Here is a 21753-nt window from a genome sequence, read left to right on the forward strand (position 1 = left end):
ATCAATTTTCTCAGGATCCAGGAAACAGTTTACCCGATGGAGAAGGAAAAGGAGGAGATCTGGGTTGGTTCGGACGAGGCCAGATGGTGAAACCTTTTGAAGAAGCAGCATTTGGAGCTGAGACCGGAGACGTTATCGGTCCTGTTAAGACCACCTTTGGATATCACATTATTCAGGTGAACGATAAGAGGTCGAATGGAAAAGACGAAGTAAATGCCGCTCACATTCTTTTGACTGTCACTATGGGTCCTTCGACGAGACAGAATATCCGGAACCGGGCCAATCAGTTCATTTTCGATGTTGAGGACTACGGATTTGACAAAGCCGTTGAGATGAATAACCTTAGCACCTCCTCTCTCGGACCAATAAGTGAAGACGCCCGATTTCTTGCGGGATTTGGCTTTTTCGCGGAGCCAGTAGGATTCGCATTCTCTTCCGAAACCGGAGCCGTGAGTGGCGTCCTGGAGTCCGAAGGATCTTTTGCTGTCTTTCGCCTCGACTCTATCGTTGCCGAAGGTACGAAACCGTTCAATGAGGTGTGGTCTCAGATTGATCAGAAATTGAGACAGGAAAAACGAATGGCGAAAGCCAACTCCTTGGCCCAGGAAACCTTTGAGAAACTCCTGGATGGAAATTCACTTGAGGATGTTGCTGAGTCGGATGAAAAACTTACCATGGTGGGGCCTGTTACCCGCAAGTTGTCTGCCTCGTTTCCCGCGCTCGGACGCTATTCCACAGTCGTGGGAGGACTCCTCGAAGCCAAACCGGGAAGTCTCCTCCCCCCTCTTGAGATTTCCAGTGGTTACGTCCTCATCCTCCTGGAAGACCGGGGTGACATTGAGGAGTCAGAGTTGGAAGTACAGCGTGAGACGATTCACAATGAACTCCTTTCCGAGCGTCAAAACGCTGCCGTCAGGGAATGGATGGATCACCTGAAGGAAAATTCAAAGATTGAGGACAACCGGAAGTATTACTTCTAGTTCACCACTAGGCCACAGAGATCACAGAGAATATGGATTTGATATCAACAACTTTAAGATCACTCATTTTCGATTTCCCTCTCCAACGTACTTTGAGCATTGTTTTATTTTTCTAAAACTATATATCATCTTTCTCTCTGTTCTCCGTGGGTTGTGGCTTAATAAAAGAACTGCCGGATGTCGTATACGGGTACCGCTACGCCCTTGGGGACGACCTTCGTTACGGCTGTCTTGAACTCTATGGCCATTCTTCGGGTCTCCTGCCGCGAGGGTAACGGTACTCCTCTCTCCTCCAGAGCCAAATGGTACTCCCGGCTGTTTCCGTAGAGCTCTGAGATGTAAACCAGGTCGTGGCTCGAAAGGGGAATACTTTCAATCAACCGGACGGAATCAGCGAGGTGTTTTGAGTGAAAAGCCAGCCCCCCGGCTCCCGCAAGGAATATCAATCCGAGATTGACTCCACCGGCTTTAATCCTCTCTGCCAGTACGATCACATCGCTTACCAATTGAGGCTTCTTCAGCAAGTCAAGCAGCTCGCTGTTGCCCGACTCGACTCCCAAATAGAGTCTCTTCAACCGCAACTCTTTGAGATCCGAAAAATCACGGGCTGACTTCTTGATCCCCGTAAACACGTCGATGAAGGAATAGATGCTTTTGAATTGGGGGAGTAAATCGTTAACCGATCCCAGAATGGGCAGAAGCCTGGACTGCGGTATGACCAGTGCGTTCGCGTCCGCGAGAAAAACGGTCTTTCGCAGCATCAATCCCGCTCCAAAAAAGCGTTTCACCTGCCCGATGTGTTCTTCTATCTCATCCAACGGCTTGATCCGGAAGCGGCGGTCGCTGTAGAAGGTGCAAAAAACGCACTGGTCATAGTTGCACCCTTCCGTTATCTGCAAAACCAGCGACATGTACTGATCGGGGGGGAGAACCGAAACAGGCAGATATATCCCCGAAAACGCCTCCCCGCTCTTTTCGAGGGACGGCATGTCCATACGCAGAATTTTTTGAACATACCCGTTCAACTCCCCGGGCAGCCGAGGTTGTACGAAGAGGAGCAGAGATCTGGCTCGGTCAATCAATCCACCGGCAGATTTCAGGGAAACGTGTTCAACGGTGCGGAAAGTCTGTCCGTTCCCACTCTTCCGTGACTTCGCGAAAAAACGGTTGTCCAGAGTACGTCGATAGTTGACCTGATCCACATACATCCCCATGAGACGGCCTTCCAGATCGAATGTCCAAAGATTCCCCGAACCAAAATCAAAGAGGTTGAAGCAATTGCTTTTCAGGGTAACCAGGACTTCTCGGTGAGATTCTGATGGAATCCTCCATGTTTTCGCTTTTGGTCTTCCGGTCATTTATCGCCGCTAAGTTACAACCGATGTCAAAATGTTGAAAGAGACTGGAATGTCCCGATTGTCCTCACTACATTTCGGTGACATAACCTTTTTTCAGGGAGATTTCGAGAACTGAGAGCAGTTATCCTGGTCAAACCCGATTCAGTCGAGAACGATCCCCTCACTGAATCAGACCTCCCGGTGCCGGAACCGGAAGTTGAAGAGGTAAGGATCCGCGTCCACGTTTGCGGTGTCTGTCGAACGGATCTCCATATTGTTGAAGGCGATCTCGAAATCCCCACTCTTCCCGTGACCCCCGGCCATCAGGTTGTGGGTACCGTGGAGGCCGTTGGGAAAAGAGTGGACAGGGTGAAAACGGGCGATCGGGTGGGACTTCCGTGGATGAGTTCCACGTGCGGAAAGTGCGACTTCTGCAGAAGCGGCAGGGAAAATCTCTGCCATGGAGCCGAATTCACGGGACTTCATCGCAATGGAGGTTACGCAGAAAGAATTGTGGCTCCCCAGCAATTCGTCTATCCGCTCCCCGAAGGCTTTACAGATTATCAAGTGGCTCCCCTTCTGTGTGCCGGCATCATCGGACTGCGCACATTCAAACAGAGCAAGATTGAGCCCGGTCAGCGATTGGGCCTGTACGGTTTTGGAGCATCTGCCCACGTGACGATCCAGGTTGCCAGGTACTTGGGGTGCGACCCGTATGTTTTCACTCGCGGGAAGGATCACCAGAAACACGCTGTTGAATTAGGCGCAGTGTGGACAGGGACTGCCCAGGACGATCCGGGGGTCGAGATGGATGCAAGTCTGGTGTTCGCCCCCATCGGATCATTGATGATAGAAGCCCTCAGACTGGTCCGCAAAGGGGGAACTGTCGTCTCGGCAGGCATTCACATGACTCCGATCCCGGAATTCCCATACAGGCTTCTCTACGGCGAAAAAACTATGACCTCGGCCGCGAATGCCACGTACGCCGATGGGGCGGAACTGCTCAAGCTGGCTGCTGAGATTCCTATTCAAACGGAAGTTAAGGTCTACGGACTGGCAGATGCCAACACCGCGCTCAAGGATCTGAAAGACAGTCGCTTCCGCGGCGCGGCCGTGTTAAATGTGGCAGAGGAAACTGGCTAGTTAGGACTGGGTACCGGGGACAAAATAGATATCAGTGGGTTTGAGTTGAGACAGGCGACGGAATTTGGCGATAACCGGCATTCCAATCCAGTCCAGGTTGATCTCTTCCGGATCCACTCCCAGCAATCTGGTGAGAAGAAGTGTGTCCACTCCATCAAACTCCACCAGTATCAGAATAAACGGTGTTTCCGGTAAGAATTCCTCTGACCCAAAATAACAGACGGTGACGGCATGAATCTTCCCTTCTGCCGGTAGCTCAACCCATTCCGTCTCCTGGCCCGTATACATATCATTCCCTCTCGGCAGGGCGTACGTGTATCCCGTTTTCACGTCCCTGTTCCCCAGCAGATGCCCGTTGGCAAGTCCGGCAAACCACGGCGAGTCCTGGCCATAGGAATGTATGTAATCGATATGGTAGGGTTGTTTTATCGTGATTGGGGCCATGAACCTCAAGGCCTCCAGAGCTTTGTCATCAAGGGTGGTGGGAAAGGGGACGTTGAACACCGTTGTGCCCATATCTGTTTCCACAACTCTTGCTTTGATTGTTCCTTTTCCACTCATGTTTATCTCTCCGCTTCGAGGATTGAAACCGTCACATAGGTTCCGGTCCCGGCATGGCTGTGTATTGTACCTCTTCTGGCCCCCCGAACCTGGAGCGTCTCGTCTTCGAAATGTTTACCCACGGTCCCCTGCAGTTGCCAGATTGCGAACACGGCCTGCATCAGACCCGTGGCACCCACAGGATGCCCACATGCGATAAGTCCCCCGGACGGATTCACGGGACACACCGGTTTTTCCTTCAGGTCCAGACCATAATCGATGCCGGGGACGAATGCTTTGCCACTTTCCGCGAAGGCACCTCCTTCCCCATAGCGGCACAGTCCCATGTCCTCGTATGTCTGAATCTCGGACGATGTATAGGCGTCGTGCAGTTCGATGAAGTCCAATTCTTCGAGGGGGTCAAGTATTCCTCCATTCTTGTAAGCCTGTTTGGAGGCCATCCTCCCTGCCCGGAATGAGTGGATGCCCGGATACCGGAAACCTTTCTTCCAGAGATCTCTGTAGTAAGAGAGATCGGCATCATTATTCTCACAATCGAGGAGATTGTTTGCGACAAAATCGTCAAATTTCTGGTGGGGGCGGTCAGCCATCCTCATCGCATCCGTTCCATTCCCAATGCCCCGAACCACAACTTTCGGAAGAGACTTCCCCGACGCTTTCTCCAATCGCGCCAATCCCTCCTCGCTTGCCAGTACAACAACGGCCGCACCATCGCTCATAACACAGATGTCCAAGCGGGTGAGGGGCCAGGCGACCATGGGGGACTGTCTCACGTCATCAACAGTGAGTCTCATACGTTTTTGAGCGTACGGATTATGGTAGGCGTTCATGTGATTCTTCACTGAGACGTAGGCCATCTGTTCCGCCGTGGTTCCGAACTCTTTCATGTGGCGCGTCACCATCATGGCATAGTATCCCGAATAGAATCCCCCCACGGGATAATCGAAGCTGACATCAGATGCCAGCGCGATGAACTCGTTACCCGTCCACGTATTGACATGACTCATGGTCTCAAAACCGTAGGCAAGGCAGACCTCCATATATCCCGAAGCTACCTGTTTCCACGCCTCCTGGAAGCAGATTCCTCCCGTGGCTCCTCCCCCTTCCACCCGGTGACTTGGCTTGGGACACAATCCAAGATAGTCCTGGACCATGGTTCCGGCTTTCAACTGGCGGGTGAAATGATCGGAGAAATAGGAGGCCACCGATCCATCGACGGCCTCGATAAACTGTGCGTGTTCCAGGCCCATGTCCCCTACGGCGTAGTCATACGCTTCCTTTACAACTGCCTGAAACGTTTTGTCCGGGCGTGCCTTGGCAAATTTACTTACACCACCCGTTACGGCATAAACCGGTCGCATGATTCCTCCTGTCCAATGACTTTCTTGAAGATTTCTGTCAACGCCGCGGCCTCTTCCGTTTCAGGATGGACGAAAAACCGTTCGGGTTGCGGCAAGATATTCATCCCTTGCGCGATTGAGAGATTCAATTAACTCCATCCTCTGCTGAATCAGGTCGTAGACGAGATTCCTTCTGCGGTAAAAGAGGGAGAGGAATATCATGTGCTGGCGATAGTTGCTCGCCTTCCTGAAATAATAGAGCGCAAAGTTCCCCGACGGGATAAGAGAGATTGCGTACAGTATTGTGATCCACCTGGCGTGAAAAAGATGCCAGGTGAACCAGGACTGAAGGGAAAAGAAAATCACGAATGATCCAAGTCCCACGAGAAGCTTCACAGAAGAGACGAACGTTTTCTTATCCACAAACCGATTCACGTACCATCTGGGAAGAATGTACGGAATAAAATTGTTGATCGTTCCCCAAAGATACAAAGGAAATCCGAGCACCATTAACAGCCAGGCCTTCAATCTCTTCCTGAACCCCAAGCCAGACCGCCGGGGGGAGAGGAATTCGTCCCGTATGTGGAGTCTTTCCAGATTTCTCAAATAGGTGGCTATTCTCTTCTGAATCTGCTCAACCCTCTCCCGCTGGTTGTGATAGAACCACTCAACAGCCCTGATGATTCCCTTGGTGGCCAGGAAATCATCCTTCATCGATTTGAGTTTCATCCCCAGATCCACCATCAATTCTTTCTTATAAATTCTCTCCAGATTGGAAACGGTCTCCGCCAGTCCATCCTCGGGAAGATAGGTTGTCAATTTCTCGAGATTAACCTTAATTCTGTTGGTCACGCTCCGCACGGCCTGCGTGGGATCCTTCTCGTATTCCCGTTTTAACTCTCCCGGAATGATGGCATGCCCGAAACGACAGTAAGCATCACTTCGAAACTTTTCGTAATCCGAATAATTTAGACCAACAGGCACGATGTGCACGCCCAGCCGAAAATCGTATTCGTTTTCCGCTCCAAAGGCGATTCTGGCAGCACCCGTCTTTATGCGCTGAAGTCTTCGCTCTGGTTCACTCGTGCCTTCAGGAAAGATGAGAAAGCTCCCCCCCTGCCGCAAATGGTCATAAAGTCTTCGGAACACTTCCTCATTCCGGAGCATTTGAGCCGGGTCGTCCTGATATCGATAGAGGGGAACGAGTCCCATTCTTCCCAAGAGCCATGAGGCTATTCTGTTCGTGAACAGAGTTCCCTTTGCCAGGAAATGAATTCTTTTTCCCACGGCGTAGCCAACGAGCATGGCGTCAATCATCGTGTTGGGATGGTTGGCCACGAAAATGGTGGGCCGGTTTTTCGGCACCCGCTCCCTGTGTTCCACAACAATGTTGTGAAAGAACCTCTCCAGGGAAAGAATGGCGACGAGTCTGATCAGAGTGTAAAGCATGAGGTCGTCTCACGTCTGAGGCGTCAATTCGGGCGGCCTCACAAGATAACTCAGATAGATAAAGGGTGTATCGATAGCGGCAACGAGAAGTTTGAGAAAGTACGTGGAGATAACAACTTGCACCACAATTCCGAAAGGAAGTGCATAGTTATCACCAACCAGAAGTGCCGGGAGGACCAGGAAAGCAAGCGAAGAGAAAACAACGGAATCGATCAACTGACTTACCCAGGTGCTTCCGTTATTGCGAAGCCAAAGGAATCTTCCCTTTGTCTTCATGCGAATGGCATGGAATGCCCAAACATCGTGGAGCTGGGAAATCAGGTAAGCCAGAAGACTGGCGAGGATGATACTGGGACCGACGGTGAATATTTGTATCATCCCTTCGGCGGCTCCCCAGTCCGAACTGCTGGGCATGAATCGCAACATGAACTGAGACATGATCAGATAGAACAGAGCCACGAAAAACCCGAGGAATACGGCGTCCCGGGCCGCCTTCTTTCCATGGTGCTCCGCGAGTAGATCGGTGGAAAGAAATATGGCGCCGTAGACAACGTTTCCGCCTGTGGCAGCCAGTCCAAAAAGGGTGATCTGTTTGGTCACAAACAGGTTGGCGAGAACGATGCAGACCGCAACATATCCGTACAACCAGTTCTTGCCAATTCGAAATGCCACCAGCGTGAAGGTGAGTCCAACAAGGGTTTGAGCCAGAAAAAGGAGCTCGTCAGTCATGTGAAGCTTGCCATTTCGATCTCAAAGCTGTCACGAATGCCTTCGGGGGCCTCACCACCTTACCGGATGAATTGACGAAGGTATGGACAGTGTACCCTTCCGCGACGGTTATGTCCCCCACTTCCTTCGTTACTCCATAATCTATGCGAATCTTAGAGCGCGGGAAATCCATTATCGTCGACTGGATGCTCAGGAGATCATCAAAGGTGGCGCCATTCTTGTAGGGACAATGACTCTCAATAACCGGAAGGAAAACTCCCATTTTTTCAATCTCAGCGTAGGGGAGGCCAAGCTCCCTCAACATGTGTGACCGGGCGGCCTCAAAGTACTCGAAATACCGGCTGTAATATGCTCGCCCCATCATATCCGTATGGGCATAGATCACGCGCATCGAAAAACGGGAGGAGAACACGATCATTCCTCCCAGACGCCTATCCGGTCATATTTTTCAATCCGCCTCCCTACAAGGTCGTCGGGGAGAAGGTCGTTCAGACTGTCGAGTTCTTCTACAATGACTTCCTTCAGTGCGGCCGCTATCGCGTCGTGGTTTCGATGGGCACCACCGAGAGGTTCCTCGATGATCCTGTCGCAGATGCCCATCTCGTACAAATCCATGGCGGTTACCTTCATGGCGTCGGCGGCCTCTTCAGCCTTTTTGGCATCCCTCCAGAGAATTGAAGCGCACCCCTCTGGACTGATGACGGAAAACCACGTATTCTCCAGCATAATGAGGCGATCTCCCACCCCGATTCCCAGGGCACCGCCGCTCGCTCCTTCTCCTATCACAATCGTAAGGATCGGCACGGGCAGCAAAGACATCTGCATCAGGTTCCTCGCAATCGCTTCAGCTTGACCCCTTTCCTCGGCCCCTAAGCCCGGATAGGCACCAGGCGTATCCAGAAGACAAACAATAGGATGTTTAAACTTTTTCCCCAGGGTCATAATTCTCAGTGCCTTCCGATAGCCCTCCGGATTCATCATCCCGAAATTTCTGTAGAGGTTTTCTTTTGTATTCCTCCCCTTTTGCTGGCCGATAAGGATAACTGAGCGTCCGTCAATAACACCCAAGCCTGCCACCACCGATTTATCGTCCCCGAAGTGACGGTCGCCATGAAGTTCCAGAAAGCTTGATGTAATTCTGTGGATATAGTCAAGGGAGTAGGGCCGACCGGGATGTCGGGCGAGCTGAACACGCTGCCACCGGGACAGGTTGGAATAGATTTTCTTCACAAGCTTTGCGTGCTTTTGCTCCAGTCGGTGGATTTCATCACTCAGCTCCGCCTGTCCCTGATCGTTGAGGACCTTAAGATCCTCGATCTTTTTTTCGAGCTCCACTATGGGCTCTTCAAACTCTAGAACAAAGTCGGCCATGGCTTGTCAGAGGGCGAAAAGGGTCCTTATGAGGATCTCCAGGTCAAATACCATCGATTGATGCTGAACATAATAATGTTCAAAAACGGTGCGCTCGTCCGATTCGACATTCAACTTCTTAATCCTGTCCAGACCCGTCAACCCGGGCTTGCACATAAGTCGAATCTGGTCGGATGACGCGGGAACCAGGGAACTTCCAACGAAGCTCATGTCACCCCTGAAAATAGCGACGAGAAGCGGAAGTTCTCGGAGGAGGCGTCGCCTGCTGGGAGTTATCCATCCCCTGAATTTCGAGCCGTCAACTCCCCAAAAGAGCGTTCTTTTCCACCTGGGAATTCTGAGCAAGAGGACCATGAAAACTGGACTCAACACTACCAGCATCAAGGTGGAAAGAACCAGGTCAAAAGTACGCTTCGAAAGAGCGTTGAGGCGGCGAAAGAGGGTATACTCAATATTGACAAAAGGAAAATCACTCACATCTTCCACGAGGGCCTTTCCCAGGAGGATGTCCCTGTCTTTGGGAACAATGCGGTAGGTCAGCCTCAGATCTTTTGTGGAGTCCATCACGTCAAGTATGGATTCATTGGAAAGGTGATCTGAGGTGAAAATGAGTTCACGGATGGAATGAGATGTGACTATGTCACGGATGGAGTCGAGAGTGCCGAGGAACGGTGGAAGGACTTCCAGTCTTGGATTTTCAGCATCCTGGAATTCGCCGTTTTGGAAAGATTCGTATTCCACATCTGAAAATCCCACAACATAGATGCCCGTATCCAGGCGACGACCGATATTCCCGGCGATTCGTCTCCCCTCCTTTCCCATACCGATAACGACAGCTCGTCTCGAGAAAATTGAGGACTGGCCCACCGGGGCACTTCTGAAAAAACCTCGCGACTTGAGAACATGTGCCAGCAATCGCCACCCGGGGATCCCCAATGTGATGAGGGCCGACGCAACCAGAAGGACTGCGCGGGAATAGGCAAACTGTTTGAAGAAGTAGGTAAAAGCAGCGATGAACAAGAAAGCCAAAATGGAGGAGACCATGGCACGGTTATACGAAAGGACGAATCGGGAATAAAGTTGGAAAGCCGCCCCCACAAGGACCCAGAATACCGAATAAATGGCAAGCACGGGAAGATAAGCCTCCAACAGCGGGGTGTAGTCTCCGAATCGCATGGGGATGGCAACGAGAAAAGCGGTGAAAACAACACCCACATCCATGACGACGGGAACAAATTGAGCCATTGAGGAAGAAACAAACGTGGAAGCGTGCCTGAGGAGAATTCCAAATCTGAGTACCCATCGTGTCAGGATGGAAACGGTGCGGGAAAAATGTTTATCGACGAAAAGAGCCATCGCCTCATGGAACCATTTCAGACTGTCAAAGGGGGCAACTTTCACGCTCTCCCCCTTGTAGTGCACAATCTGAGTCAAAGGAACATAGTGAACTTCAAAACCCGCTTGAATGGTTCTGTAGCAAAAATCGAGGTCTTCTCCGAACATGAAAAACCGATCATCGAACTGCCCAACATGTTTGAAGATCTCCCGCCTGATAAACATGCACGATCCGCTGATGGCATCCACATTGTGCACCTGATCCGAATCGAGGAATGTCAAATTGTACTTGCCTGCCCATCTGCTTCCGGGAAAAATCTTGCTGAGACCCACTATTTTCGGCAGGGCCACTCCTGGGGTGGGAAAGCTTCTTTTGCAGGAAAGCTGTAGCGTCCCATCCGCATTCAGGATTTTCGGGCCACAGATACCCACTTCGGGATGGCCAACCATGTATTGAGTAAGAACATTCAACGTGTCCTCCTGCACGAGGGTGTCCGGGTTCAATACAAGAAGGTACTCTCCTGACGATTCTTGGAACCCGCGGTTGACCGCTCTCGCAAATCCCAGATTAGTCCTGTTTTTGACAACCTTTACCTGTGGGAAGCGGGATCTCAGCATCTCAACGGAACCGTCAAAGGAGTTATTATCGACGACGATGATTTCCACATCCCCATCTACCTCGGACGCATTCAAGGCGATCAGACAGTTCTCCAGGTAGGCCTGTACATTGTAGTTGACAATGATGACCGAAATGGTGCCTCCCACCTCCCCTTTTTCCCCGCTTACTTGTACCAACCGAATATTCTCCAGACTCTGAGTCTCCAGACCATCGCCGCGGCTTCAAACATGATCGATCGGGTCATCTTTGACTCGCCGACCGTCCGGTCGTGAAAGATAATGGGGATCTCTTTTATACGGAATCCTTTTTGCCATGCCCTGAAGGTCATCTCGATCTGAAATGAGTATCCCTGGGACCGTATCGAAGTCAGGTCGATCGACTCCAGGATCTTCCGGCTCCAGCATTTGAATCCTCCCGTGGCATCGCTTACGGGTAATCCGGTGACCCATCTGGTATACTTGTTCGCTCCATAGCTGAGAATCAGCCGCCTGATTGGCCATCTGACCACGTTCACTCCGTCACTGTACCGGCTTCCCAGGATAAGGTCGAATTGCGTGAGCAGATCGAGCATCCTGGGAATTTCCGAGGGATCGTGTGACAGATCGGCATCCATCTGCACAATGCTGTCAAAGTCATGTTTCAACGCGTACTTGAATCCTTCACAATAGGCGGAGCCAAGACCCATTTTCGCTTTCCGTCGCAAAAGGTGGAGGTTCGGAAATTCGTCTTGCAGGGATTCCACGTAATCCCCGGTACCGTCAGGGGAGTTGTCATCGACTACCAAGACGTGGAACTGTTCACTTATCTCGTTGACGGCCCTGATCAGTTCGCTAATATTTCTGCGCTCGTTGTAGGTTGGTGTTACGACAACCGTTTTCAAGCGACAACGCCCTCCCTGACCTTTCGCAGACAGTAGTCCACATCATACGTTCGCAGACCCAAGACGTTTTCAACCTTCTCAGTAACGAGTCCCGATTTGAGAGGTCTCTGGGCCTCCTGTTTCAGGTCATCCGTGGATACACCGGTGATCAGGGATAGATCCAGGTCGAACACCCTTGCTATCTTCCTGGCGAATTCAAACCGAGTCAGGAATTCTGCTCCCCCATAGTTGAATATGCCGTTGACGTTCAGCAGAATGGCCATCTTGATGGCTTCAGCCAATGCCCCGGTCCACGTGGGATTTCCCCACTGATCGTTCACGACGCGGATGGGTGTCCCTGCACGAAGGGACTGGACGACCCAGTCGACAAAATTTGCCTTGGTGACTGAGGATGCACCGTAGAGCACGTTCGTTCTGAGGATAACCCAGGAAGTTGCGTTTCCCCGGACGGCATTCTCCGCCGCCAGCTTCGTCTTTCCGTAGTAATTGATAGGATTTGGAACGGCGGACTCATCGTAAGGACCGTTTCTTCCCTCGAATATGTAGTCAGAGGAGATTTGGATGAACTTTACTTGCTTTGTCCTGACCGACTCCAGCAGGTTCTCCGTCCCCTTCACATTCACATTCCATGCCTGTTCTCTTTTTTTCTCACAGCCGTCCACGTCCGTGTATGCAGCAAGATTAAGAATCACATCGGGATCAAATTTCTCAACACATTCGAACACTCGGTTTCGTCGCTGGATGTCAAGCGTCCGAATGGGACAGAAACATGGAAAGTCATCAGGAATGGCCAGGCCCGTGGCAAGGAGGTCAAAATGAGACTGCAACTCCTGCGTGACAGCCTCTCCGAGCTGACCGAAGGCTCCTGTTATGAGTATTCGCTTTGCCACAATTGCACTCTGTGGATCGCTGCTTCAGCTGCGTCCCCTTAAGCCAAAATTTAGGATATCGGGTACCTCTCTCCAAAGTTTATGAAGGGGTCAGGATCTTTCAGCAGCAACGGTAGAAAAGGTGCGAACCATGGTTTCCATCTGACGAAGCAGAAGAACCTTTTTCCCCCCCGGGTAGTGAATTAAACAGTTGATATGGAAAAGTCTGTCGGAGGCCTCATCGTAAAACACGTAGGATACGAAAGGACCCCCCTTCACGTCCGTCCGGTGTTCCCACAAACCCTCGATTCGCCAGGCACGCGTTCCGTTTATCTCGATCCGGTCTATCCGCTGATAGTTGTTTGTGAACATGATTTGCTTTAGGAAGACTTCTGGCAGGCTGTGGACCAGTTCTGTCACAATCTGGGCATCCAGCTCCTTCGAGATGGGATCTTCCATCCACCGGACAGTGACCCAGCGGTATGGGAATGATCGACCAAGCCAGACGAAGTTTTCTTCAGGTTTCTCCTGAATGACAGCATAGTCGTGCTGAATCCTCATGTACCACCCGTATTTTCCTTCCAGTTCCGTGCTCAATTTCTTCTGCTCCATCGTCTTAAACACGTGGCTTTTCATCCTCGAAAGGAATGCGGCGTCAAACTGGTCGAACAACCACGGGCCCTTCTCAACCGTTGAGTGGGACAGGTCACTATCCGTTCTTGCGGCCAGAATTGCCAGTACCTGTCCCCTTGAATAATAATCGTGCGTCGAAAACACCTGGTTTTTCCCCTGAACCGCCATTTCGTACTGGTTCTTTGGGAGGAGAGACATCGCCAGAACATCCCCTGACGTGTCAACGGGAGAGAACAGCGAGACGACTACAATGTTGTAATAGTCCTTCAGATTCTCAAAATCGGAGGGATCCTTGTAGTCGAGCTCAAAATACCGTTCCGCTTCAGGAGTGTATACGATTCTGTCAAATACCGCCTCAATGGATGGTTTCACATAAGGAAGGTCTTCCTTGGAGGAAAAAACGAGGATCCGGTTCTGAACGCCTTTGGCCTGCTGCTTGTGCGGCGCGCAGCCAGTCACCAGAAAAACGCTGAGGCCACAGCTTAGGCTAAGGCGAAGGTTGAGGCTAAGGTTCAAATAATTAGACAAGAACATTCAGTTACTCATCAATGAACCGTCTTTTAGATTCAAGAAATGTTTTCTTTTCTTCCATTCTTTTCATCCGCCTCAGCCTCCGCCTTCCCTTGTCTTTTCACTTCTTTTCCTTCGCCTTAGCCTCGGCCTCCGCCTTTCCGTTTTCCTCAGCCTCCGCCTTCGCCTGAATAATTACCCCCTTCATTCCAAAAGGGTAAAATCGGCCTGTCTCTTCTCGAGCGATACGGAACGTACCTTGATCGTCACGCGCTTACCCATCTGATACTTCTGTCTCGATTTCTTGCCAACCAGCGAGAGATCCAGTTCGTCAAATCCATAGTAATCATCGTCAAGAGTATCCACATGCACAAATCCTTCAACGAGCGCGTGTTTCAATTCCACAAAAAAACCGGACGACACGACACCGGAAATAATACCCTCAAACGTCACGCCGATCCGTTGTGAGAGCCATCGAATTTGTTTGAGCTTTATGTAATCCCGTTCGGCCTCCATGGCTTTGATTTCAGCCTGCGTGGATTCCCTGGCAACGTCCGCGAGGGCGGCAGTCATTGCGGAGAACCTCGGGTCCCTTCTGCCAAGAAATGACTCTCCAAGTAACCTGTGAACCACCAGATCAGGATATCGCCTGATGGGGGAACTAAAATGCGTATACGTTTCAAAAGCCAGACCGTAATGCCCCCGGTTCTCCGGACTGTAGACTGCTTTCGTCATGGTTCGCAGGGCCAGACTTTCTATGAGACTCTTGTAGGGCGAGTCCTCTACGGAGGACAAGATATTTCGAAATTCGAACGGTCTCAGATGAGTTGTCTTACCGGAATTCAAACCAAGAGCTCGAAGGATGCCCAGGAATCTGTCCATGCCTTCTTTTGTAGGTTTGTCATGAACTCTGTAGACGAATGGCCGCTCATTTTCCGCGGATCCCGGTACTTTTTCCGCCACGACACGGTTGGCCAATAACATGGATTCTTCTACAATCCTGTGGCTTTCTAACCTTTCACTAGGGTGTATCTCATGAGGAATGCCTCCATTCCGGAAACGAAATATGGGTTCCGGAATGTCAAAATCGATACTCCCTTTCTCCTGTCGCTTCTCAAGGAGTTTCGCTGAGATCTTCCGGAGCTGCAGAAGTAATTCGGAATGCTTCGACTTTTTCTTCCCGTCCAGAATTGACTGAACTTCCCGGTAGGTGAACGTCCTTGCACTCCGGATTACAGAGGAGTGGAAAGAAGTCTGAACGATATCGCAGTCACCATTCAATCTTACCAGAACGGTCACTGCCAGCCGGTCTTTTCCCGTTACCAAAGAACAGAGATCGGCAGACAATTCGTCCGGAAGCATGCGAACCACTCCCTCAGAGAAATAGACGGAAGTTCCCCGCCTTCGCGCCTCTCGATCGATTTCCCCGCCTATGGGAACGAAAAAACTGACATCGGCGATATGTATCCCCATAACGAAATCGCCGTTCTTCTTTTTTTCAAGTGAGATCGCGTCGTCGAAATCCCTTGCTTCCGCCGGATCGATAGTGATGCAGGGAAGCGACCGGAAATCGGTTCTATTGGGAATTTCGTTCTGAATGGTCTCGCTGTCGAACTGCCGGGCTTCATTCAGCACCTTCCTGGAGAATCGCGGCTCAAGTTCAAACTTATAGCAAACAATTGTTATGTCGTCTTCAGGTTTCTTCATGGAACCGATGACCTTTAACGGTTCCACTTGAATTGGCTCCCGTCCATGGCCCCAATCGTGGACTTCCGCCACTATGGCGTCTCCCGGCGAAATTTTCACCCGGGAGGACGCCTGAATGTGAATCCCCCGTCTGGGAGTTACCGTATCAATTTCCAGATACAATTCCCCGTTCCTGGCTGTTACCGTTCCGATGAACTCTGTTGTTCCCCTCTGGACGATGCGGGTGACCTGCCCCTCCGGCCTCTTTCCAAAACTCGACGGCAGAAGTGCCACTTCTACGGTATCCCCGTGCACGGCCCCTCGCAGTTTCTTGGCACTCACAAAAACATCGTCCTTGTCTTCCATCAATACGAAGCCGAAACCCTTGTGATGCAGTACGAGAATCCCCGCAACCTTTTGCGTGCCACCGGTCCATAAGTACCTCCCTTCTCGAGTGCGCAGCACTTTTCCTTCCTGTACCAACCGCCGGAGCTCGGTTCTGAAACGACGGTGCTCTGACTTGGACAAGCGCAACAACCTGGCCAGTTCACTCTTCCCGTAAGAAGAATCGGGATCCTTCTTCAGATAACCGGTGATTTTCTTTCGCATCAGAATCTGCCGAGAAGCTGCATGTGGATCTTCCCCCTCGAAGGTCTGTCGTCACGGTTTAACGCATACTCAACCCGAAGGAAGCCCAGAGGCGTCTTGTACTGAATCCCCAAACCACCAGAAAATGGTAACTTCGGTGATACGTTGTGGAGTGCAACATCCACAAAAGAGTAAACTCGACTCATTCTTCCTTGCCGGTACCTCAGTTCAAACCAGCCAATGACCATGGCGCTGGATCGAAACAGCTGTTCCCGGTAACCTCTGAGGGTTGAAGCGCCTCCGTAGGTGAAAAGTTCCGCCGGTGGAACAGACCGTCCGCCCGTGACGTGGACCAGACCGCCCATACCTCCCACGGCCGCTAACCATCTTCCGGACAGCGACCTCAGAATCTCAAAGCGCGATTGTATTCTGAAGAGGATTTCACTCCGATACCCAGGAGTGGAAAAATTGCCTGCCTCACTACTCCAGCGCAGATGGAATCCCCTGGTGGGATTCCATGAATCGTCCCTTCTTTCCCACTCGTTTTCCACTACCAGAGATCGAAGCGTATGATTCTTGAGTCCGAGACTGTCGCCGCCAGGCGTCACCTTGACGGTCGTATTCTCTGCCCCCAGGGACCACTTACCCGTCGAAGAATAGGACTTGACACCTGACAGATGGGTCTTTCTCGTCACGTAGAGGCCGTCCTGTAGATTCTGGAAGAAACGAAACCTTGCGCCGAGATTGAGCTTCCAGACAAATGGCTCTTCATACCCCAGTGACAGAATCTGTGATTGCCTGTCTTTCCGCTGCCAAAGCAGATCTGCCTGCGAGGCCGTGCCGAACGGGTTTTCCACGTGCAACTGAATATCTCCGGTGACCTGAGAAACCGCGTCTGACCTGGGAAGATAGCCTACGGTTCCGGAAAAGGTGTTCTGAAAATTCTCCTCCACCGGTATCATTAACGCCACCCTGCCTTCGCCATATGTTGCGTAGAAAGGCTTCCCCCTGAGATTCAGGAAGCTGTATCCCTGGAAAAGATTTTGAACTCTCAAAAGGGACGCCTGTGAGGCCACTTCTGAATCGACAGGTCTCACTATGTTCCAGAGAGTGACGGGACTTGTGAGATCGGCGCCCAGAATCACGATTGAATCGATGTGGACCGGAGACGGATCTGATACCTCCCATACCGTTTTCAATCTGCCTGGTTCATGAGACGATTGCTCAAGCGAAACCCATTTCAAGGAGGCTCTCAGTAATCCGCGACGCCTGCACTCCGCCTGAAGACTATCAAGAAGAGTGAGCACTTCGGAGGGCTCCTCTATTGTCCTTACAACCCTATCAGTTTCGGTGGAGTCGCCCGATACCTCCACGATAACTGACACATTTTTCGCCCCGATGGTACACGTGGTCAGCGTTAACATTGTAATGACCTTAGAAACTCGCACGGACTTCCCCCGATGCTGTGAGAATTCCATCGTGAATGGGATCAAGGAGATATGTGAGCCCTGCATTCGCTGATATGTTTCCAGCGAACACGAGTAGTGCCGTCAGGGAATATCTGTAGGTATTCCCAATCTGCAAACCCTGGGCGGACTCGGGAGGCAGGGAGACGGAAATGGGTGATTCCGGCACAACGCGGTATGTGTCAAGGGAGGCTTGAATCCTGCCCCCTTTCCTTGGAAACAGACGTGCGTGAACACCCAGTCCCACGATATCCACCTCATAACTCTCAGTGTAGATCTTTCCCAAATCCTTCCCGTAACGGAAATCAGTTCCCAACTCGAACATTTTCGTGGGTCTCCACCGCGGTCCTGAGCTCAGAAACCACCCGGAACCCCGGCGCTGTCTGGCTTTGACGAGTGCCCTGACAGAGCTTTTCTGAAGTTTGGCGTCCGTGACCCACGTGATTGAGGAGAGAACCGGCTCCTCAAGGGAAAATGCGTGCTTCGTAGATTTGCTTTCGGAGCCGTTTCGACTGTTCTGACCTTCCACATCAGTACGGCGAGAGGATGAAATTCGGATCCTCCGCCGGGTTCTGCTGGGTGTGTAGTTCAATTCCTGTTGCAGAGCGAGGCGGGCACTGTTGATGCTACTGGAAGAAAGGGAAGGTTGTACGAATGTGTCCCACGTGAGAACTGAGGCACTTTGATCACCCTTACCATAAACCCTCCAGGTGACATCCTTCAGATACGGTATCTGCGTTCGTCTGAAATTGCAAAAGAACTTAATTCCAGCCGTCAGGTGGGCTGCCGGCAGTTTCTTGCCCGAGGAAATGTGATGGGCCACAAGATTTCCGTTTGGATCGGGAAAGAACTGATCGTAGTCACGATCATAACGGTAATCTCCCTGACCCACGCCAACGGAATCGTATACCACGATCTTTTGGGTGTACAGGGTCTGCTCGAGCTTGAAGTCAACATCGGCTCTCACGATTCCCCTTCGCGGATGATAGCCGAGATTTCCCCGGGCGAGACCGTAATTCAGATCGTCTCGTCCATGGGCATATGACTTGATCTTCTGTTTCAGAAGAAGGCGAAGTCGATAGCCCGAACGCCATCTGCCATCCATATGAAGTTCCCCAAGCCACGACTCCCCCTGCTGAGAACCGGTAGAGTCATGATCCGTTCGATGTGTGAGGGCCAGGCGGGCCCTGGCCCGCTCTCCTTCCCTCACAAATCCGCCGCCGGCTTCCCTGAAGTTCAACCTTGTTTCCCGTTTTTCCTCTTCGAAGCGGAGGAAAGGGTGGAATCTCCCGGGAAGAAATCCAGCATACAGGCGCTCTCTCTGCCACGTTGACCGGCCACCGGCCATGTCGGATCCCTCTTTGCGAGTCGCCGCAGTCATATCAAGACGAAGATCGGGAATCCAATGAAAGGAGAGAGAGGTGTTCCCCTGCCACCGCGTGGAGCGTTGTCCCGCCACTCCGTAACTTCCCAAAGACAGACTGCTGGTGCTCCTCTGACCCAACCGATGGGAGATCTCCACCGTTGCGAGTTGTTCAGCAGCACCTTCTCCGTTCGACCCCTCATCCATCCCGTGAGACAGGTTCCACTCACGATTGAATTCGAGGCGCCTGTCCCTCTGAAGCGGAGAAAAGTGCTTACCTGTCTTCCACGTGGATGCTGTGAGTGAAAGGTGACCCAGTTCACGGGGAAGTTCCTGGTTGTGGGACAGCTCGATTTCCCCGGCATAGCCGTCGTTGTCATCGTCGTCATGCGGAGATAGGAGATTCCGGTCCCGGGTGGAACCGGACAGATTAATGACGGCACGAGTGGAATCTCCCACATTCAAGCCAGTTGAAATGTTCAGTATCTGATGAGACTCAGGAGAGGGCAGATTCTGCCAGGGAACATAGAGATCAGAATATTCCTCCCGGTCATTTTCCTCTAGATACTCAAAGTAAACCTGTCCGCCTGGCGTCGCATGACGAGCGTATTCACCCCGAGGTCCCACGTTGTGGAAGACCACACGATAGTAGTCATCATCACCTGTTTTCTCCTCATCCGCAACATAGACAAGAACGGAATCTCCCGGAATCTTTCGACCGGGCATTTTGACGTAATGTCCACCTGCGTCTCTGGTGACAGTCTCGATTTTCGCCCTTTTGTCGCCATATTGTTTCAACTGTTGCCTCTCCCCGTCGCTCAAAGAAAATGCAACAGGGGTGTTGAGGTTGTCGCTTTCCCTGATCCAGCCGGCGGATACTGAGGCTCTCCTATTTCCGAACTTACGCGTCACCGTCGTGGAGGCAACCCGCCTGGGGAATGCCAGATCCGAGTATTCGTATTCCACGTAAATTCGGCTCTCCGAATCGATCACCTGGTTGGTGGTGAATGTTATCTCCCCGCGGGAGTAGTCGATAGTGTAATCGTTGTTTTCCCCCCTTTCCGTTTTCTCTCCGTCGACCCAGGTCCGTTCCGAGCTCGCCAGAACGATAATATCCCTGGAACCATGATCCGAGAAAAGCGAATATGGACCTTGGTTCCCATCTTCACCTCGGATTTCCATACGGTGAAACTTGCCCTTCGTGCTCGCGACGTAGACGTCCGCGGCTGTCTCCTCTCCCCGCATATTCACCTTCAATCCTTCGAGACGACGGGTGACCTCCATGAATCGCCCGTGCTTCAGACTCATGTCAATGTCACCTGCCACAATTGTGGCAGAAGGATGTTTCACTTCAAGGAATACTTTATCTAATTCCTCGACTGTCCTGGTATTTCCTTCCGGTTGGATTGGCATGTTCTGGTCCGATATCGTTCCGGAAACGGTCATGTCCTTCGACAGTTTACCTTGGAGGGCCAGTTCCAGACCGCCTGTGAGTGAAACACCACTCGAGGGTGAAACGGAAATACCCCTGAAGAGGGTCCCGTCCGCCACAAGGGGGAGATTTTCCTCAGACTCGATTTTTTCACGCGCATCGATTCCTGTGTCTACTATGGGATACTCGCCCGTTAGAACAGGTAGCGATCGGATAACGGGCTCGACATGCGTGACGAACCGGTCCGTTAGATGTTCGTACGCCACAACAAACGTTTCCCTCTGGCGAACGGGATTTGAGAGAACGATTCTTCCCTCTATCGATTCAAGGCGATACGTTTCTACGACAGAATCTTGAACCGTGACGAGTTCTGTACCGGAAATAACCAGATCGTGACTGAGGGACAGGATGGAATCCCCCGGCTGAACAAAGAGGGTATCCTGGCTCCTCGCCGTCTCCAGTTTCCCCTCAGTCCCGGCCCCCTGCAGAAAACCAGCGAAAACAGGCAGAAGAAGTGCGAAACGGGATCGATTAATCAAGGAACTTGAGTTCTGCGGTTAGAATGCTTCCAGAGAGACTATCCGCCACATAAAGAACATCACGAAGCACTGTGCAGTCTGAAATGGAGACTTCCCTTCCGGACGTAGTTTGAATGGGTACCTCATTGAACGAGTCTTCATCCGTGGAAAGGAGATAGACACCACCGCCCCTGCTTATGATGAACCAGCGGTCACGCCACGGATGCACGACGGTGACATCTCCCGGAGGGAGGGGCACCTTACGCTTCAGCCGTCCTTCCCGAGAGATCAACACGAACATTCTTGTTCCACGATCAATGATGGCCAGTTCATTGTCCGCACCCACCTCCATGTCCTGGATCCGTGAAAAACGATCGTCTCCATAGGTTGCGTCTCCGATGACGTTGATGAGTCTTCCGTTTTCGGTGAGAACGTTGACTTCCCACGCGCCCCACGTTGCAGCCATAATCTCGTGAAACTCGTTGCGGGCGATTCGAAAGGGAAATTTGAGACTTCCATTGGACAAATCCGGAAGATACATGTCGCCCACAAAATTGAGTTTTCTGTCGAACCGCAAGATCCTGTGAGTGGCGTTGTCGCAAACAAGCACATCCAGGCCTCTTGATGCGGTAATATCAGAGGGTAGAGAAAACAATTCGCCTTCATCCCCCCAGCCCCCGGCAATTCTCGGAGCCGTCCCGTTGCCGGGAATGACCGCGAGCCAATGATTTTCGTCATCCAGCAGGTAAAGATCGCCAAACTGGTTCGATGCAATGTATTTGGGTCTGACACTTTTCTCCCGAAGAGATTCCGGGAGATCCAACTCACTCCAGTCACTCCTCAAAACCTGAGAAGAGACCATACCATTACTCACGAGGAAGAGGATGCAAAAAGTTATTCTTTTCACGGATTCACAGGCAGTCTGGAATCAAGTCAGTTGCCTT

The 21753-nt window shown here is 51.5% G+C and carries 17 protein-coding genes; 2 read left to right on the forward strand and 15 right to left on the reverse strand.

The features are described from left to right. On the forward strand, window positions 1-980 hold a 980-nt coding region (locus V3U24_06875; protein MEE9167165.1), incomplete at its 5' end, for a peptidylprolyl isomerase. 158 nt (window positions 981-1138) lie between these two features. Here V3U24_06875 and V3U24_06880 read toward each other — a convergent pair. Next, window positions 1139-2338 (reverse strand): radical SAM protein, encoded by a 1200-nt coding sequence (locus V3U24_06880; protein MEE9167166.1) that lies wholly within the window; start codon window positions 2336-2338, stop codon window positions 1139-1141. Window positions 2339-2464: 126 nt separating this feature from the next. On the opposite strand from V3U24_06880, the gene V3U24_06885 reads away from it, so the two are divergent. Beyond that, complete coding sequence (locus tag V3U24_06885; GenBank protein MEE9167167.1) at window positions 2465-3460, forward strand: zinc-dependent alcohol dehydrogenase family protein; 996 nt, start codon at window positions 2465-2467, stop codon at window positions 3458-3460. Here the strand turns inward: V3U24_06885 and V3U24_06890 are convergent, their stop codons facing one another. The 14 genes from V3U24_06890 to V3U24_06955 form a co-directional block, all read right to left on the reverse strand. Continuing rightward, the gene (locus tag V3U24_06890) at window positions 3461-4021 is read right to left on the reverse strand and encodes a Zn-ribbon domain-containing OB-fold protein (protein MEE9167168.1); all 561 of its coding nucleotides are present in this window, start codon (window positions 4019-4021) and stop codon (window positions 3461-3463) included. Window positions 4022-4023: 2 nt separating this feature from the next. Continuing rightward, window positions 4024-5382 carry a thiolase domain-containing protein gene (locus V3U24_06895; protein ID MEE9167169.1) on the reverse strand — a complete coding sequence of 453 codons (1359 nt, stop codon included), beginning with the start codon at window positions 5380-5382 and terminating at the stop codon, window positions 4024-4026. A gap of 60 nt (window positions 5383-5442) precedes the next feature. Then, window positions 5443-6810, reverse strand: coding sequence for a lysophospholipid acyltransferase family protein (locus V3U24_06900; GenBank protein ID MEE9167170.1), 1368 nt, complete (start codon window positions 6808-6810; stop codon window positions 5443-5445). Window positions 6811-6819: 9 nt separating this feature from the next. Beyond that, window positions 6820-7539 (reverse strand): queuosine precursor transporter, encoded by a 720-nt coding sequence (locus V3U24_06905; GenBank protein MEE9167171.1) that lies wholly within the window; start codon window positions 7537-7539, stop codon window positions 6820-6822. Continuing rightward, on the reverse strand, window positions 7532-7957 hold the full coding sequence (locus tag V3U24_06910; protein ID MEE9167172.1) for a thioesterase family protein: 426 nt from the start codon (window positions 7955-7957) through the stop codon (window positions 7532-7534). The genes V3U24_06905 and V3U24_06910 overlap by 8 nt, the downstream gene beginning before the upstream one ends. Continuing rightward, entirely contained in the window at window positions 7954-8910 is a 957-nt protein-coding gene (locus V3U24_06915; GenBank protein ID MEE9167173.1) for an acetyl-CoA carboxylase carboxyltransferase subunit alpha, read from the reverse strand. The genes V3U24_06910 and V3U24_06915 overlap by 4 nt, the downstream gene beginning before the upstream one ends. A 6-nt stretch (window positions 8911-8916) precedes the next feature. Further along, on the reverse strand, window positions 8917-11040 hold the full coding sequence (locus V3U24_06920) for a glycosyltransferase (GenBank protein MEE9167174.1): 2124 nt from the start codon (window positions 11038-11040) through the stop codon (window positions 8917-8919). Continuing rightward, window positions 11028-11744, reverse strand: a complete 717-nt coding sequence (locus tag V3U24_06925) for a polyprenol monophosphomannose synthase (GenBank protein MEE9167175.1) — start codon at window positions 11742-11744, stop codon at window positions 11028-11030. Before V3U24_06925 ends, V3U24_06920 begins: the two co-directional genes overlap by 13 nt. Next, entirely contained in the window at window positions 11741-12634 is an 894-nt protein-coding gene (locus V3U24_06930; GenBank protein ID MEE9167176.1) for an SDR family oxidoreductase, read from the reverse strand. The genes V3U24_06925 and V3U24_06930 overlap by 4 nt, the downstream gene beginning before the upstream one ends. 90 nt (window positions 12635-12724) lie before the next feature. After that, window positions 12725-13780: a DUF4837 family protein gene (locus V3U24_06935; GenBank protein ID MEE9167177.1), complete on the reverse strand. Its 1056-nt coding sequence runs from the start codon at window positions 13778-13780 to the stop codon at window positions 12725-12727. 180 nt (window positions 13781-13960) lie between these two features. Beyond that, on the reverse strand, window positions 13961-16051 hold the full coding sequence (rnr, locus tag V3U24_06940) for a ribonuclease R (GenBank protein ID MEE9167178.1): 2091 nt from the start codon (window positions 16049-16051) through the stop codon (window positions 13961-13963). Then, entirely contained in the window at window positions 16051-17478 is a 1428-nt protein-coding gene (locus tag V3U24_06945) for a BamA/TamA family outer membrane protein (GenBank protein MEE9167179.1), read from the reverse strand. Before V3U24_06945 ends, rnr begins: the two co-directional genes overlap by 1 nt. Then, window positions 17465-20830 carry a hypothetical protein gene (locus V3U24_06950; protein ID MEE9167180.1) on the reverse strand — a complete coding sequence of 1122 codons (3366 nt, stop codon included), beginning with the start codon at window positions 20828-20830 and terminating at the stop codon, window positions 17465-17467. Before V3U24_06950 ends, V3U24_06945 begins: the two co-directional genes overlap by 14 nt. Next, the gene (locus V3U24_06955) at window positions 20823-21716 is read right to left on the reverse strand and encodes a hypothetical protein (GenBank protein MEE9167181.1); all 894 of its coding nucleotides are present in this window, start codon (window positions 21714-21716) and stop codon (window positions 20823-20825) included. Before V3U24_06955 ends, V3U24_06950 begins: the two co-directional genes overlap by 8 nt. Window positions 21717-21753: the final 37 nt, after the last annotated feature.

The sequence above is a fragment of the Candidatus Neomarinimicrobiota bacterium genome (assembly GCA_036476315.1).
Lineage (GTDB): Bacteria > Fidelibacterota > Marinisomatia > Marinisomatales > S15-B10 > JAZGBI01.